This is a genomic window from Actinomadura sp. J1-007 (genome assembly GCF_009793335.1).
In the GTDB taxonomy this organism is placed as follows: domain Bacteria; phylum Actinomycetota; class Actinomycetes; order Streptosporangiales; family Streptosporangiaceae; genus Spirillospora; species Spirillospora yumaensis.
The window spans coordinates 850,294-863,770 of record NZ_WING01000003.1 but is presented as its reverse complement, the minus strand read 5'-3'; the positions used below and the strand labels follow the sequence as shown (position 1 = coordinate 863,770).

Genomic DNA, 13,477 nt, shown 5'->3' with positions numbered 1-13,477 from the left:
ACAGGGGTGACAGGGCGCGTGGAACGGGCCACGGTGGGTGCGTGGACGAACACAGCGGACCGATCGCGCGCCTGACCGAGATCCGGGCGACGCGGCCCGAGGCGATCGCGGAGGCGGCGGCGCGCCGGGCCAGGCGCCCCGCCCTGCTCGAACCGGGCGGGCGGCTCATGCTCGTCGCCGCCGACCATCCCGCGCGCGGCGCGCTCGCGGCGGGCGGCGACCCGTACGCGATGGCCGACCGCCGGGACCTGCTCCGCCGGCTGTGCGTCGCGCTCGGGCGGCCCGGCGTGGACGGCGTGCTCGGCACCCCGGACGTGATCGAGGACCTGCTGCTCCTCGGCGTCCTGGACGGCAAGGTCGTGCTCGGCTCGATGAACCGGGGCGGGCTCGCCGGCTCGGTCTTCGAGGTCGACGACCGGTTCACCGCGTACGACGCCGAGGCGATCGCCGCGTCCGGGCTCGACGGCGGCAAGATGCTCCTGCGCGTCGACGACCGCGACGGCGCCACCGCGCGCACGCTGGAGAGCTGCGGGCGCGCGGTGACGGCGCTCGCCGCGCGCGGCCTGACGGCCCTGATCGAACCGTTCGTGGCGCGCCGGGAGCCCGCCGCCCCGTCCGGCGGGAGGCTGCGCAACGAGCTGACGCCCGAGGCCATGGTCCGCGCGGTCTCCGTGGCGTCCGGGCTCGGCGCCACGTCCGCCCGGACGTGGCTCAAGGTGCCCGTCGTGCCCGACATGGAGCGCGTCATGGCCGCCTCGACGCTGCCCGCGCTGCTGCTCGGCGGGGAGGTCGCCGACGACCCGCGCGCGGCCCTCGCGGGATGGCGCGCGGCGCTGCGCCTCCCGTCCGTGCTGGGCCTGGTCGCCGGCCGGTCGCTGCTCTACCCGGCGGGCGGCGACGTGGCGTCCGCCGTGGACGCCGCCGTCGACGTCCTCTGAGCGCCGCGGTCCGGCGCGGACGGCCGGGACGCGGCGGCGCCGTCCGTCCGGGCGGGCGCCGCGGTCTCGGGCGCGGCGTCCTGGCCGCTCTCGGAGGCGGGGTTGTCGGCGAGCCACGCGCGCAGCACCATCTGGAGTTCGAGCGAGTGCGCGGGGTCGTAGATCACCTGGCCGAACAGGTCCTCCAGCGTGCGGAGCCGGTAGCGGACGGTCTGCGGGTGCAGGTGGACGCGCTCGGCGACCCGCGCCGAGTTGAACCCGCACTCCAGGCACGCCACGAGCGTCTCGGCCAGCAGGCGCCGCCGCTGCCGCGACCGGACCCTCTCCAGCGGCGCGAGGCGGCGCGCCGCGACCCGACCGACCAGGTCGTGGCCCTGCGTGATGACCAGCGTGGGCATGTGGTCGGCGACGTCGAGCAGGCCGTCCGACGGCAGGGCGCCCCGGCGCGCCAGCGACAGCGCGTGCCGCGCCCACCGCAGCGACGGGCCGAGCTCGGTGACGGCCCCGGCCGGGCCGAGGACCGCGATCCAGCCGCGCAGCGCGGCCTCCAGCGCCTGCCGCCGTCCCGGGCCCTCCGGGTCCGGGACGATCAGGCAGGGCTGGTTGAGGTGCAGGCCGTCCAGCACGTCCGGACCGAGCGGCGGCGTCGCGGGCGTCCGGTCGCCGCGCGGGTGCAGCGCGACGGCGGCCACGGTGCGGGCGGGATGCCAGCCCGCCCACCGCGCCTGCGCGCGGACGGACCGTTCCGTCGGGGCGGGTCGGCGATCAGCAGGTCGAGCAGCAGCCGCCGGTGCCGCCGCAGGCCGTGCTCGGTGCGCGCCTCGCCCTCGGCGTGGCCGCGCGCGGCGGCGGCGTCGAGCAGGTCGAGGTACGGGAAGATCGCGTCGATCACCTGGCTGTAGACCGGGGACGGCAGGTCGGGCTCGCGCCCGGACGCGGCCTCGCTGAGCCGCCGGACGGCGGTCTTCGCGCCGCGCCGCACCGCGAGCCGGAGCGGCTCCAGGCTGCGGCCCTCCAGCGCCTCGCCGTAGCCGACGTCGCGGAAGAAGGCGACCACCTCGTCGGTGGGGGCGGACGGATCGTTCACCAGCTCGACGAACTGCCCGATCGCGTACCGCACGCCGAGCTCCAGCGTGGCGGCGTAGCGGGCGTCGTGCGGCCGGACGTACTCGGGCAGCTCCCGCCGGATGTCGAGGACCGTCTCCTCGGCGATCGACGGGACGGACGCGCGCAGGGCGTCCGCCGTCGCGCGGTGGCCGTCCGGCCAGGGCAGGAACGGGCCGGCCGTCGCGAGGGTTCCCATGGAGCCTCCTCCGTCGCGGAGGGGTGCAACGGCCGGACCCCGAACGCCGTTCCACGCACTTCCATCGAGTTATGCGCCATCAATCGATGGGACAATAGTGTGGTTAAGATCCGGTACCGTCAAGGGCGACCTCCGGCGTACAGAGCGGTGCCATGTCCGTGTTCCGAATCGACGAGCTGGCTCGGGCAGCGGGCCTCACCGCGCGCAACGTGCGCGCCTACCAGGAGCGGGGCCTCCTGCCGCCGCCGCGGCTGCGGGGCCGCACCGGCCTCTACGACGAGTCGCACCTGGCGCGGCTCCGGCTGATCGGCCAGCTCCTCGGCCGCGGCTACACCCTCGCCGTCATCGCCGACCTGCTGTCGGCGTGGGAGCGCGGCCGCGACCTCGGCGACCTGCTCGGTCTGGAGAAGGTGCTGACCGACCCCTGGTCGGACGAGCTCCCCGCCTACCTCACCGACCGCGAGCTGATCGAGATGTTCGGGCTCGACCCGGAGGCGGACGACCTGCCCGGACTGCTCGCCGAGGCGCAGGAGCGCGGCTTCCTCGAACGCGAGGGCGACCGCTACAGGGTGCCGAGCCCGCAGCTCCTCCAGATCGGCGCCGACCTGGCCGCCGCCGGGATCCCGCTGCGGGACGTGTTCGCGATGTCCGACCGCCTGCACGAGGACCTCGCCGTCGTCGCCCGCCGCTTCGTCCGGTTCGCCATCGACCACGGCAGCCAGGGCCCCGGGCGGTTCCTCACCCGCGACGACGTCCCCGAACTGGCCGCCTTCATCCAGCGCCTGCGCCCCTGGCGTTCAGCGGGGTGGAGGTCATCCTCGCGCGCAGCATGCAGAACGAGATGCGCGGCGCGGTCGGCGACCAGATCGCGCTGGAGATCCGCCGCGCGATCCAGTCCGCCGCCCCCGGCGAGCAGGCGGAGCCGGGGGGCTGACACCGCGGCGGCGCGGTCCCATGAGCCCCCGCCGCCGCGCGGCGGCGGGGGCCTGGCGGGGCGAGGGTCAGGCGCTCAGGTGGGCCTCGGCCGGCCGGGCGGGTTCGCCGAGCTGCTGGACGGCGAGTCGCGCGGCGGCGATCCCGACCTCGGCGAGCAGCCCGGGTGCGGCGGACTGGTCCGTGGCCACGGCGAGGGTGTCGCCGCGCCGGACGGCCGGACGGTCGTTCGCAGTGGTTCCGGGCAGGTCCAGGGCCCCGGTGCAGGCTGTGCGGAGAGCGCCGGCGTTCCACCGCACCGCGGAGCGCCAGCCGGGCCAGGCGTGGTCGAGAAGGCGCTGCACTCGCCGTTCGGCGTCGCTCTTACGCTCGCCGGGAGCGCACGCGGCGGAGATCTGGACGAGTTCGTGCCCGGGAGGAGCCAGGGTGGGGTCGGCGAGGCTGTAGCGGGCGGCGTAGATCCGGTCGTCGAGGTCCATCACCCGGAACCAGTCCGGCCCGCCGCCCGCCCGCAGGCCCAGGTCGAACGTCGCGACGCGGGCGCTGGGCCAGGTGAGCGAGTCGTCGCCGGTCAGCCGGCGCGCCGCCGCGAGGCTGGTGGCCAGGATCGTCGGGCCCTCGGGCGGGGCGGCCGTCCGGGTGCGGGTGCTGATCCGTACGCCCAGACCGGCGGCCCGTTCGGCGAGGAGATCGACCAGGGTGGACCACCCGCCGGCCACGTACCGGGCGCCGCCGGCGAACGCCCGGCCGAGGCCCTGGCGGGCGAACGCGGCCGAGAGCCGTCCGGGGTCGTGGTCGAAGGTGAAGACGAACGCCGCGCCGATGATCGCCTCGGCCGTCCTCGCGTCGACGTGCCGGAGCAGCCAGCCGCGGAAGGTCTCCTCCGCCGGGGCCTCGGCGGGCAGCGCACTGACGGCCCGGCTGAGTTCGGCCGGCCACGGGCCGTACCGTCCGTCCGCCCGGACGAGGGCGGGACGAGACGGCGCCTCCACGATCGGCGGCGTGAGCCCGCGGCGCTCCAGCCAGGCCCACCAGGGCCCGTCCACGTAGACGGCGTGGGGACCGGCGTTGGCCCGGTACGGGCCCGCGAGCGAGCGCGCCCGCCCGCCCGGCCGGGAATGCGCCTCGGCCACGGTCACCGTTCGGCCGCGTTCGGCGGCCTCGATGGCCGCGGTGAGGCCGGTGAGGCCCGCGCCGACGATCGTCAGGTCTGGTTTCACGAGTCAGGCCCTCCTGTGTGGTGTCCTCTCGTCCGGAAAGTGGCGGGGAACCTTTGGAAGGTTCCGCTTAACCTTCCTGGCGTGGACCCGGAGATCGTCGCGGCGGCTCAGCAGGGGGACGCGCTCGCGCTGGACCGGCTTCTGGACGAGCTCGCCCCCTACGTCCGCCGGCTGTGCGCGCGGACCGCACCGGCGGCGGCCGACGACGCGACCCAGGAGGCCCTGCTGGCGATCTTCAAGGGGCTGCCCGCGCTGCGCGCCCCCGAGGCGATCATGACCTGGGCGCGGTCGGTCACCGTCCGGACGGCGATCCGCGTCGCCCGCCGCCAGGACGTGGAGGTCGCCGCGGAGGAGGCGCGCGTGGACCGCCACGACTCCTCGCCCGAGGGGCTGGTGGACATCGACGACGCCCTGGCGCGGCTGCCGGTCTCCCAGCGCGTCGTTCTGGTGCTGCGCACCCGGGAGGGGCTCAGCGAACAGGAGATCGCCACCACTCTGGGAATCCCGATGGGGACCGTGAAATCCCGGCTGCATCGGGCCAGGGCCGCGTTCCGGGAGGTGTGGGAATCATGAACGACCCCGTGGCGCTCCCGGGCATCGACCCGGTCGACCGCCTCGCCGTTCTCGCGGCGGCCCTGCCGGGCGCGGCCGTCGGGCAGCGCCGCCTGGCCGCCCCGTTCGACGCCGTGTGGCAGGTCATCGCCGACCTCGAACACGCCCTGCCGCGCTACGAGCCCGGCGTCGCGCAGGTGCGCGTCATCGAGCGGAGCGGCGAGTTCCTGCGCCTGCTGGTCGAGGACGACGCCGGGCGCGAGGACGCGATGGAGGCCCGGCTCCGTCCGGGCTGGTGCGTGATGCAGTCCGCCGAGGTCGTCGTCGCCTTCGCCGCCCGCCGCCTGGGCGACGAGACCCTGCTGGCCCATCTCGAACACCGGCGCGCGCAGGCCCCTGCGTCCGGCCGGAGCGGGCCGGGGGACCGCCGCGCCGCCCTCGCGAAGATCGACCAGGAGCTTCGAGCGGTCGAACGGCTCGCCACCTACAACCGCTGACCTCGCGGGCCAACGCGCGCCGGCTCTCGCGGGCGCCGAGCCGGACGTCAGCCGCCCGCGCCGGTGCGTTCCGCCTCGGGGCCGGAGAGGATGCCGTCGACGAGGCGGTCGAGGCCCGCCTTGACGCGGGCGAGGGCCATGCCCTGCTCCTGCCGGTGGTGGACGAACATCCCGGCGGAGAGCGGGGCGAGCAGCGCGTCGGCGAAGTAGTGCGCGTCGAGGTCGGGGCGCGCCTCCGCGACCAGCCGGGCCAGGTGCACGTGGTGCACCGCGTACGCGCCGCCCCGGTACCTGCCGGTCGGCGACGTCGCCTCCGCCACCGCCATCAGCGGCGCGTAGTTGTCGAGCAGGTCGGCGTACGCGTGCAGGAACCCCTTGATCCGGTCGGCCGGGGAGGCGTCCGGGCCGAGCGGCGGCGCGCCGGTGAGGCACGCCTCCTGGAGCTGGCGCTCCCGCTCGTCCATCACCGCCGCGATGAGGCCCGCGAGGTCGCCGAACCGCCGGTAGACCGTGCCCACGCCGACGCCCGCCGCCGCGGCGACCTCGTTCATGGTCAGCGCGTCGACGCCGCGCGTCGCCACGATCTCCTCGGCGACGGCGAGGATCTTGCGCCGGTTGCGGGCGGCGTCGGCCCGTTCGGGCGCCGCGGCGCCGGCGATCGGCAGCCGCCACCCCAGGTCGGGCCGCACGGGCTCGGACTTTTCCATCATCGTTCACGCTACCGGACGCCGACCGGCGCGAGGCGGTGATCGGAGGACCCTCCGGTTAACCGCCGTCGCGGACGACGGCGGCCATCGCGCGCTCGGCCAGCGCGGCGATGGACAGCGACGGGTTCGCGCCGCCGACCGTGCCGGGGATCAGCGAGCCGTCCAGCACGTACAGCCCCGAGGGCCCTTGACGCGGCCGTACAGGTCGGTCGATCGGCCCAGGACCACGCCGCCGAGCGGGTGCGCGGTGAGGGTGAACGGCCACGTCAGCGAGAACGGCACCACCCCGGGGTTGGCGGCGATCACCTTGGCGTTCAGCGCGGCGCCCGCGTCGGCGGACGGCCTGGACTTGTCCCGGGTCCAGTCGGCGAGCCGCACCCTCCCGCGGAGGCGGTCGTAGGCGAACGTGCCGCGGTTGTCGAAGTCGGCGGTCATGGTGAGAGTGTGGATCACCGGCAGGCCGTGCGCGCCGAGCAGCTGCCAGCTCTCGGCCCGCATCGGGATCCCGAACTCGGAGTCGTGGAACGTGCCGCTCGCGCACGGCGACCCCTGCGACGGGCCCGCGGGCAGGTCGGTGTAGGCGTACAGGTTGAACTGGTCGCCGTTGTCGCCGAAGCCGGTGCCGATCTCGGCGGGCAGGTCGGGCAGCGCGCCCGTCTCCCGCGCCGCGACCAGCAGCCGGTTGGTGTTCAGGGTGCCCGCGCAGACGAACAGCCGGTCGCAGAGCAGGGACTCCGCGCCGTGCGCCGAGCCGTCCGCCGCGAGCCGGCGCACCTCCACGGTGTAGCGGCCCGAGGCGGTGCGGCCGAGCCCGGTGACCTCGGTGAGCGGGCGCAGCGAGACCTTGCCGGTCGCGAGCGCCGACGGCAGGTAGTTGCGGGTGAGGCTCCGCTTGGCGCCGTCGCTGCACGCGAAGTCGGTCTCGCCCGCGATGGCCGACGGCCGTACGGACCCGGCGAGTTCCCTGCGCACCACGCCCCAGTCGAACGTCGAGTCGAGCGGCGCGGGGGCGTGGCCCGCCTTCCGCATGTGCGCGTCCCAGACCCGCGAGTGCGTGAACGGGGCGGAGCCGTAGACGTCGGGCGGCATCGGCGAGGCGTTCAGCGTCGCCCGCACCTTGGGGAACCAGACGGTCGCGAACTCGTCCCAGCTCAGCCCGGGGTAGAGCCGCTCGAAGTAGCGGCGCGGCGGCGGCACGGTGACGCCGGTGTAGACGATCGACCCGCCGCCGACCGCGGCGCCGCAGGCGATGTTGAGGTGGGCCTCGCTGGACAGCTCCATGACGCCGGGCACCGGCGAGATCAGCGTCGGCACGACGGCGGGCCAGTCGGTGATGTGCCGCATCCAGAACATGTCGCTGTTGGGGCGGTCCTGGTTGCCGATCACGAGTTCGGTGTCGTTCGGGATGGGCCACTCCCGCCCGCGCTCCACGACGAGGGTCTCGACACCGGCGCGGCCGAGCCGCAGCGCGGCGACCGAGCCGCCGAACCCGGACCCGATCACGATGGCGGGGAAGTCGGTGCGGGTCCCGGCGGACGCGCGGGCCCGGCGCCCGAGCGACTCGGCCTTCGCGGCGGTGAGCGCCGCCAGGGCGCCCCCCGCTGAGAGGCCGAGGAACTCGCGTCGGCCGACGCCGTCCCCTGCCCGTGCCCTGGTCTCGTACCCGGTTCCGTCCTGGTCCGTGCCCTGGTGTCACGGCTTCCTCCACTGGCTGCGCGGAGACGTGGAGCGCCAGTGTGAGCTGCGTCATAGCGCGGTGCTATGCGGTCGGCGACGGAAACCGGGGGCCCGTTCTGTCAACGGAGTACGGAGAAACTGGACCAGACGTCCAATATCGTGGCCGGGCCGCGACCGAAGGTGATGGACGTGTCGGACGAGCCTCAGAGGGAACGCCGCGCCGTGCTGGGAACGGCCGGCCTGCTGGCCGCCGCGACGGCCGTGCCCGGCCTCGCAAGCCCCGCGCGGGCCGGAGCCGCCGGACCCCCGGCCGCCGGGACCGGAATCGCTGAGTCCCAAACCGGCGGGCCCGGGGCGGCGGCGCGTGACGCGCTGACCCTGGACACCATGCGCGGCCTCGCCGTGTTCGTCATGCCGGGCCCGGACGCCTATTCCCGCGCCCAGGGCACGCCCGCCCGGGAGCCCGGCGGATCGAGGCGCGGCTGCCGGAGTTCCTGGTGGACGCCCTCGACCGCTACCTTCCGGCGCCCGACCTGCCCGCCGTCCCGCTCGTCCGCGCGCTGCGGGACGGCGTCCCCGGCCTGCTGCGCGAACCGGTGCCGGACGCCGCGCTCCGCGCCGGTCTCGGAGTGGACGCCCTGCTGGAGAGCGACGCCACGATCCCGCTGTCGCCCCTGGTGGCGCTGCTGCTCAACGCGGAGGCCCTGCGGGTCGATCCGCGCACGGTCGCCGGGCCTTTCCTCGCGCCGTTCTCCCGGCTGGCGTTCGGGCGGAAGGCCGACGTGTTCGAGCTGCTGGAGGGCGCCGACCCCGACCTGGTCGAGCTGCTGGACGCCCGGCTGCCCGAGCCCCTGAAGCGCACCGCGTCCGGCCTGCTCCGCTTCCTCGGGGGCGCCCTGCTGGAGCTCGCGGCGCTCGGCGGCTACTCCGAATGGGCGGTGTTCGACCCGGCCTCCCGGCGGCTGCGGGACCGCCCGGTCGGCTGGCGGATCAGCGGCTACACGCCCGCCGCCGAGGGACGGCCCGAGTTCCGCGGCTACTACCAGGGCCGCACGGAGGTGACCGGATGAGCCGGGACGTGATCGTCGTCGGAGCCGGCGGGGGCGGCCCCGTCGTGGCCAAGGAGCTGGCCGCGCGCGGGCTGGACGTCCTGCTGCTGGAGGCCGGGGCGCGGCACGCCGACCCGCGCCGCGAGTGGACGCACCTGGAGAACGACGCCAACAACCCGCTCACCGGGTTCCTGCGCGTCGGCCCCGCCGACCGGAGCAAGCCCGCCTGGCTGCGGGAGGAGCCGCAGAACTCCTACCTGCTCCAGGCGTCCGGCGTCGGCGGCACCACCCTGCACTACTACGGCAACTCGCCGCGCGCGTACCGGGGCGTCTTCCAGGGGTACGAGGGCCCCGACAAGGGCGCCTACGACAGCGCCCACGCGTTCCCGTTCACCTACGACGAGCTCGTTCCGTACTACCGGTGGGTGGAGGCGACGCTGCCCGTGCAGACGGCGGCGATGGGCGTCAAGGAGACGGTCTTCCTGTCCGGCGCCGAACGCCTCGGCCTCCCGGTGCAGACCACCAAGGACACCACGCGCTGGTCGTACCGCCCGCAGGAGAACGCGATCCTGCAACCGGGCGGCACCGCCGGGCGGACCGGCGACCCCGAGCGGCTGCGCTACCCGCGGGCCACCGGATGCACGTTCTGCGGCTACTGCCTTCAGGGGTGCATGGAACCGGCGGGAGCGCCCCGGAACCAGGCCGCCAAGCGCTCCACCGACAACAGCTACGTCCCGATGGCGCTCACCGCGCCGGCGTGGTCGCCGCACGGCAAGGCCGTCACGCTCCTCGCCGACTCCTACGCCGTCAAGGTGCACACCGCCCGGCGCGACGGCGGGCTCGTCGCGACCGGGGTGACGTGGCGGAACGGCGCGTCCGGCGACCGGCACCGCGAGGACGCCGAGGTGGTCGTGCTGGCGGGCGGCACCACCGAGACCCCGCGGCTCTGGCTGAACAGCGGCCTCCCCGACCCCAACGGCTGGGTGGGCCGCGGCTACACCGACCACTTCCTGGACGGCGTGACCGGGCTGTTCGACCACGACACCGGCTCCTCGCGCGGGCCGAGCTCGGCGGCCCGCTGCGACTTCCCCGGCTACGGCGCGCTGGAGAACATCGGCCTGCCGCCGGCGATGCAGGCGTTCAGCATGTCCCTGTCCGACAGCGGCATCCGGGGCCGGTACCGCAACGGGCGGGGGCTGACGGGGCCGTGGGACGGGCGGACGGGCCGCCTCGGCGGACCCGAGCTGAAGGAGGTCCTCGCGCACGGGATCGACCGGCTGCTGAACGTCCTGATCCTGACCGGCGACGACGTGGAGCCCCACAACCGGGCGACCCTGTCCGCGCTTCCGCCCGACGAGCACGGCGCGGTGCCGAAGGTGGTGTTCCGGTCGCGGCGGCGGACGCGCCGTACGCTGGCCGCCCGCGAGTTCCTCGCCCGCCGCGCCACCGAGCTGCTGCGCCGCGCGGGCGCCACGCGGGTCTACCGGTTCGACTGGGCGCCGCTGCTGCTGCACGTCCACTCCTCGATGCGGATGGGCCTGTCCGCGGACGACTCGGTGCTCGACGCCGACGCCGCGAGCCGCTGGGTCGGACGCCTCTACGTCGCCGACAACTCGGCGCTCGCGAACAGCCTCGGCGGCCCCAACCCCACCCTCACCACGCAGGCCCTCGCGACCCGTACCGCGGAGAGGATCTTCGTCCGGCACTTCGGCGGGGACCCCTGGGTGGGCGACGAGACCCCCGTCCCCTCGACCGACCACCGCGTCACCGACGCGCTCTGAGGCCCTCCGGACTCAAGCGCGGCCAGCTACTCCGGGCGGCGTACGGCGCGGGCCCGGCGTACGCCCGGGGCCGCAGCGCGGGTGACGCCGGCTGTGCGACGACGGCCACCGCGTGCCGTTCGGATCATTGGGTGCGACACGGCGCCGGCCGCGAGGCCGGCGCGGACGCACGCGGTGAACCGGAGGAGAGCGGATGAGCGAGGACAGGGAACAGCACGCGGGCGACGAGGGGCGCGCGCGGCGGCGGGTGGCGCGATGGGCGGCGCCCGCGGCGGTCCTCGGGGCCGTCGGGCTCGGCGCGACCGGCCTGGCCGCCGCGTCGAGCGGCGCGTCGGAGCCGTCGCCCGGCCCGAGCGCGTCGTCGTCGCACGGCACCGAGCACGGGAACGGCTGGCGCGGCGGCTGGGGCGGTCAGGGCGGTTGGGGCGGGCACTGGGGCGGGCCCGGCGCGGGGCGCTTCCAGGGCGCGCTGCACGGGGAGTGCGTCATGGCCAAGGACGGGGGCGGCACCGAGACGCGGGTGTTCCAGCGGGGCACGGTCACCGGGGTGAACGGGTCGTCGTTCACCGTGCGCAGCTCGGACGGGTTCACCCAGCGCTACGGCGCGGCCAAGGACCTGACGGTGAACGGGGAGAAGAAGGGGCCGGGCGCCGTACCCCAGGGCAAGGAGGTCATGGTGATCGCGCTCAAGGGCGGCGGCGACCCGGCCGCGCAGCGCGTGTTCTCCTGGTCCCACTGACGGGCTCCCGGTCCCGCCGGACTCCTCCCGGTCCCGTTGGACGCCCGCGGCGGCTAGCCTGACCGGCATCGCAGGCCAACCCGGCTTCGCACACTTTCCGGAAGGTGCCCGGATGAACAGGACCGAGCTGATCGAGGCGGTCGCGGCGCGGGCGGGGAGCGACCAGGCCGCGGCCCGGCGCCACGTGGACGCCGTGTTCGACGCCATCATGGACAACGTCGCCGCGGGCGAGCGGGTGCTCGTCACCGGCTTCGGCACGTTCGAGCGGCTCACCAGGCCCGCCCGCAAGGTCCGCAACCCGCGCACCGGCGTGCCCATGGACGTCCCGGCCGCCGAGGTGCCGCGCTTCCGCGTCGGCCAGACGTTCCGGCACCGGGTCGCCGGGGACCCGGCCGTCGCCCTCGCCGAACTGGACGAGGCCGACGCCCCGGCCCCGGAGGCCGAGAAGAAGCCGAAGAAGGACAAGGGCAAGAAGTCCAAGAAGGACGCCGCGGCGAAGGGGGCGTCCGCCTCCGCCAAGAAGCCGAAGGCCAATGCCAAGCCGAAGGCCAATGCCAAGGCCAAGGCGAAGGCCAAGGGCAAGGGGAAGAAGGCCGGAAAGTAGGCGCGGCGGGGCCGGGCCGCCGCGTTTCCCCCCGGATCGGACGACGCGGGTGGTACCCGGGTCCTACGCCGGGTCCGCCCGGGGGATGAGGGTGTGGGGCCGGGGGCTTCTACTCTCAGGACCATGGAGCCCGAGGCGAGACCGCGTCACCGCGACGGCCCGGCGCGGCGCGCCCGGAGGGCCCTCGCGGCGGTGCGTCGGCGGTGGAGCCCGTCGGCGCGGTCGCGCGCGCTCGACGGCCTGGTGGTGCTGCTGGCGCTCCTGGTGGTGGCGAACGACGTCCTCCAGCACGGGCCGCGCGAGGAGCTCGTGATCGGGCTCCCGCTCGGGATCGTGCAGGCCGGCGCGCTGATGCTGCGGCGCAGCCGCCCGGTGGGGGTGCTGGCCCTGGTGGCCGGGACCGACGCGTTCGGGTGGCTCCTGCTGCCGGGCCTGTGGTTCTCCCCGGCCAGCCTGGCGAGCGTCTTCGCGCTCTACGCCCTCGGCAAGTACCGCCCGTACGCGACCGGCTGGGTGGCGGGGGCGGGCCAGCTCGTCCTGGCCGCGGCCTGCTACCTCCTGCGGACCACGCCGGCCGACAAGGTCTCCAACGTGGTCCTGTGCGCGCTCACGGTCGTGCTCGGCCAGTACGTCCGGCTGCGGCGCGAGATGACCGAGCGCCGCCGGGCGGCGCGGGCGCACGAGGCGGTCCAGGCCGAGCGGCGCCGGATCGCGCGGGAGCTGCACGACGTGGTCGCCCACCACATCAGCGTGATGAACGTGCTCGTCGGCGCCGCGCGGACGACGATGCGGCTCGACCCGGAGCGGGCCGAGGAGGCCCTGACCACGACCGAGCGGACGGCGCGCGAGGCGATGGCCGAGATGCGCCAGCTCCTCGCGGTGCTGCGCGCCGACGACCGGGTGGAGGACCCCGAGCCGGGCGCCCGCACGTCGCGGCTGCCCGAGCTGGTGGAACGGGCCCGCGCCGCCGGGGTCCGGCGGAGCTGAGCGTCGAGGGCGAGCCGCTGCCGCTGCCCGCTGCCGCGGACCTGGCCGTCTACCGGACGGTCCAGGAGGCGCTGACCAACGCGCACAAGCACGCGTTCGGCGTCCGGACCCGCGTGTCGCTCCGCTACGCGGACGCGGCGGTGGTGGTCGAGGTGGTGAACGGCCCCGCGGCGGGCGGTCCCGCCGCGGGCGGCCCGGCGCGGGGTCCGGCGCGCGGGCCCGCGCGCGGCTCGGCCCACGGCGAGGGCTACGGCCTGCGCGGCATGGCGGAACGGGTCGCCCTGTGCGGCGGTGAGCTGACGGCCGGGCCCAGGGAGGACGGCGGTTTCGGGGTGCGCGCGCGCATCCCGCTCTCCGCGCCGGCCCGGCCCGCGGCGCCCGGCGGCGAACCGCCCGCGGCCCCGGAGGGCGAGGCCCCGGGGGACGCGGGGCGGCGCTCTGGACTGCTGGACGGGCCCGTACGGCACGGGCCCGGGTGAACGCGATCGAG

The 13,477-nt window shown here is 75.9% G+C and carries 15 protein-coding genes and 1 pseudogene; 11 read left to right on the top strand and 5 right to left on the bottom strand.

Annotation, left to right across the window (positions count from 1 at the left end; all coding sequences use genetic code 11):
- The first annotated feature begins 41 nt into the window (after positions 1–41).
- Positions 42–938, top strand: a complete 897-nt coding sequence (locus GEV43_RS45350; RefSeq protein ID WP_309240330.1) for an aldolase — start codon at positions 42–44, stop codon at positions 936–938.
- Here the strand turns inward: GEV43_RS45350 and GEV43_RS55750 are convergent.
- Both GEV43_RS55750 and GEV43_RS45340 read right to left on the bottom strand, forming a co-directional pair.
- The gene (locus GEV43_RS55750) at positions 881–1,630 is read right to left on the bottom strand and encodes a CdaR family transcriptional regulator (protein WP_160826767.1); all 750 of its coding nucleotides are present in this window, start codon (positions 1,628–1,630) and stop codon (positions 881–883) included. The two genes, GEV43_RS45350 and GEV43_RS55750, sit on opposite strands and share 58 nt — an antisense overlap.
- Positions 1,528–2,241 carry a hypothetical protein gene (locus tag GEV43_RS45340; protein ID WP_160826766.1) on the bottom strand — a complete coding sequence of 238 codons (714 nt, stop codon included), beginning with the start codon at positions 2,239–2,241 and terminating at the stop codon, positions 1,528–1,530. Before GEV43_RS45340 ends, GEV43_RS55750 begins: the two co-directional genes overlap by 103 nt.
- Before the next feature lie 152 nt (positions 2,242–2,393).
- Between GEV43_RS45340 and GEV43_RS52940 the strand changes: the two are divergent.
- A pseudogene (locus GEV43_RS52940) lies at positions 2,394–2,546 on the top strand (MerR family transcriptional regulator); the annotation flags it as partial.
- Between the two features lie 500 nt (positions 2,547–3,046).
- On the top strand, positions 3,047–3,175 hold the full coding sequence (locus GEV43_RS54435) for a hypothetical protein (RefSeq protein WP_302931463.1): 129 nt from the start codon (positions 3,047–3,049) through the stop codon (positions 3,173–3,175).
- A 67-nt stretch (positions 3,176–3,242) separates the two neighbouring features.
- Here GEV43_RS54435 and GEV43_RS54430 read toward each other — a convergent pair whose 3' ends face one another.
- Positions 3,243–4,394 carry an FAD-dependent oxidoreductase gene (locus GEV43_RS54430; RefSeq protein WP_160826765.1) on the bottom strand — a complete coding sequence of 384 codons (1,152 nt, stop codon included), beginning with the start codon at positions 4,392–4,394 and terminating at the stop codon, positions 3,243–3,245.
- An 81-nt stretch (positions 4,395–4,475) separates the two neighbouring features.
- Here GEV43_RS54430 and GEV43_RS45325 point away from each other — a divergent pair, with 81 nt between their 5' ends.
- Positions 4,476–4,967: an RNA polymerase sigma factor gene (locus GEV43_RS45325; protein WP_160826764.1), complete on the top strand. Its 492-nt coding sequence runs from the start codon at positions 4,476–4,478 to the stop codon at positions 4,965–4,967.
- The gene (locus GEV43_RS45320; protein ID WP_160826763.1) at positions 4,964–5,443 is read left to right on the top strand and encodes a hypothetical protein; all 480 of its coding nucleotides are present in this window, start codon (positions 4,964–4,966) and stop codon (positions 5,441–5,443) included. The genes GEV43_RS45325 and GEV43_RS45320 overlap by 4 nt, the downstream gene beginning before the upstream one ends.
- A gap of 47 nt (positions 5,444–5,490) precedes the next feature.
- Here the strand turns inward: GEV43_RS45320 and GEV43_RS45315 are convergent, their stop codons facing one another.
- Together GEV43_RS45315 and GEV43_RS45310 are read right to left on the bottom strand one after the other, a co-directional pair.
- The gene (locus GEV43_RS45315; protein ID WP_241684529.1) at positions 5,491–6,153 is read right to left on the bottom strand and encodes a TetR/AcrR family transcriptional regulator; all 663 of its coding nucleotides are present in this window, start codon (positions 6,151–6,153) and stop codon (positions 5,491–5,493) included.
- A gap of 147 nt (positions 6,154–6,300) precedes the next feature.
- Positions 6,301–7,653 carry a GMC family oxidoreductase gene (locus GEV43_RS45310; protein ID WP_206681724.1) on the bottom strand — a complete coding sequence of 451 codons (1,353 nt, stop codon included), beginning with the start codon at positions 7,651–7,653 and terminating at the stop codon, positions 6,301–6,303.
- 671 nt (positions 7,654–8,324) lie between these two features.
- Between GEV43_RS45310 and GEV43_RS48890 the strand changes: the two genes are divergently transcribed.
- From GEV43_RS48890 to GEV43_RS45280, 6 genes are all read left to right on the top strand, one after another.
- Positions 8,325–8,897, top strand: a complete 573-nt coding sequence (locus GEV43_RS48890; protein WP_206681723.1) for a hypothetical protein — start codon at positions 8,325–8,327, stop codon at positions 8,895–8,897.
- Complete coding sequence (locus GEV43_RS45300) at positions 8,894–10,657, top strand: GMC family oxidoreductase N-terminal domain-containing protein (protein ID WP_160826762.1); 1,764 nt, start codon at positions 8,894–8,896, stop codon at positions 10,655–10,657. The genes GEV43_RS48890 and GEV43_RS45300 overlap by 4 nt, the downstream gene beginning before the upstream one ends.
- 193 nt (positions 10,658–10,850) lie before the next feature.
- Positions 10,851–11,396, top strand: coding sequence for a hypothetical protein (locus GEV43_RS45295; protein WP_160826761.1), 546 nt, complete (start codon positions 10,851–10,853; stop codon positions 11,394–11,396).
- Positions 11,397–11,508: 112 nt separating this feature from the next.
- Positions 11,509–12,000: an HU family DNA-binding protein gene (locus GEV43_RS45290; protein ID WP_160826760.1), complete on the top strand. Its 492-nt coding sequence runs from the start codon at positions 11,509–11,511 to the stop codon at positions 11,998–12,000.
- Positions 12,001–12,123: 123 nt separating this feature from the next.
- Positions 12,124–12,987: a sensor histidine kinase gene (locus GEV43_RS45285; RefSeq protein WP_160826759.1), complete on the top strand. Its 864-nt coding sequence runs from the start codon at positions 12,124–12,126 to the stop codon at positions 12,985–12,987.
- Positions 12,984–13,466: a sensor histidine kinase gene (locus GEV43_RS45280; RefSeq protein ID WP_375539159.1), complete on the top strand. Its 483-nt coding sequence runs from the start codon at positions 12,984–12,986 to the stop codon at positions 13,464–13,466. The genes GEV43_RS45285 and GEV43_RS45280 overlap by 4 nt, the downstream gene beginning before the upstream one ends.
- Positions 13,467–13,477: the final 11 nt, after the last annotated feature.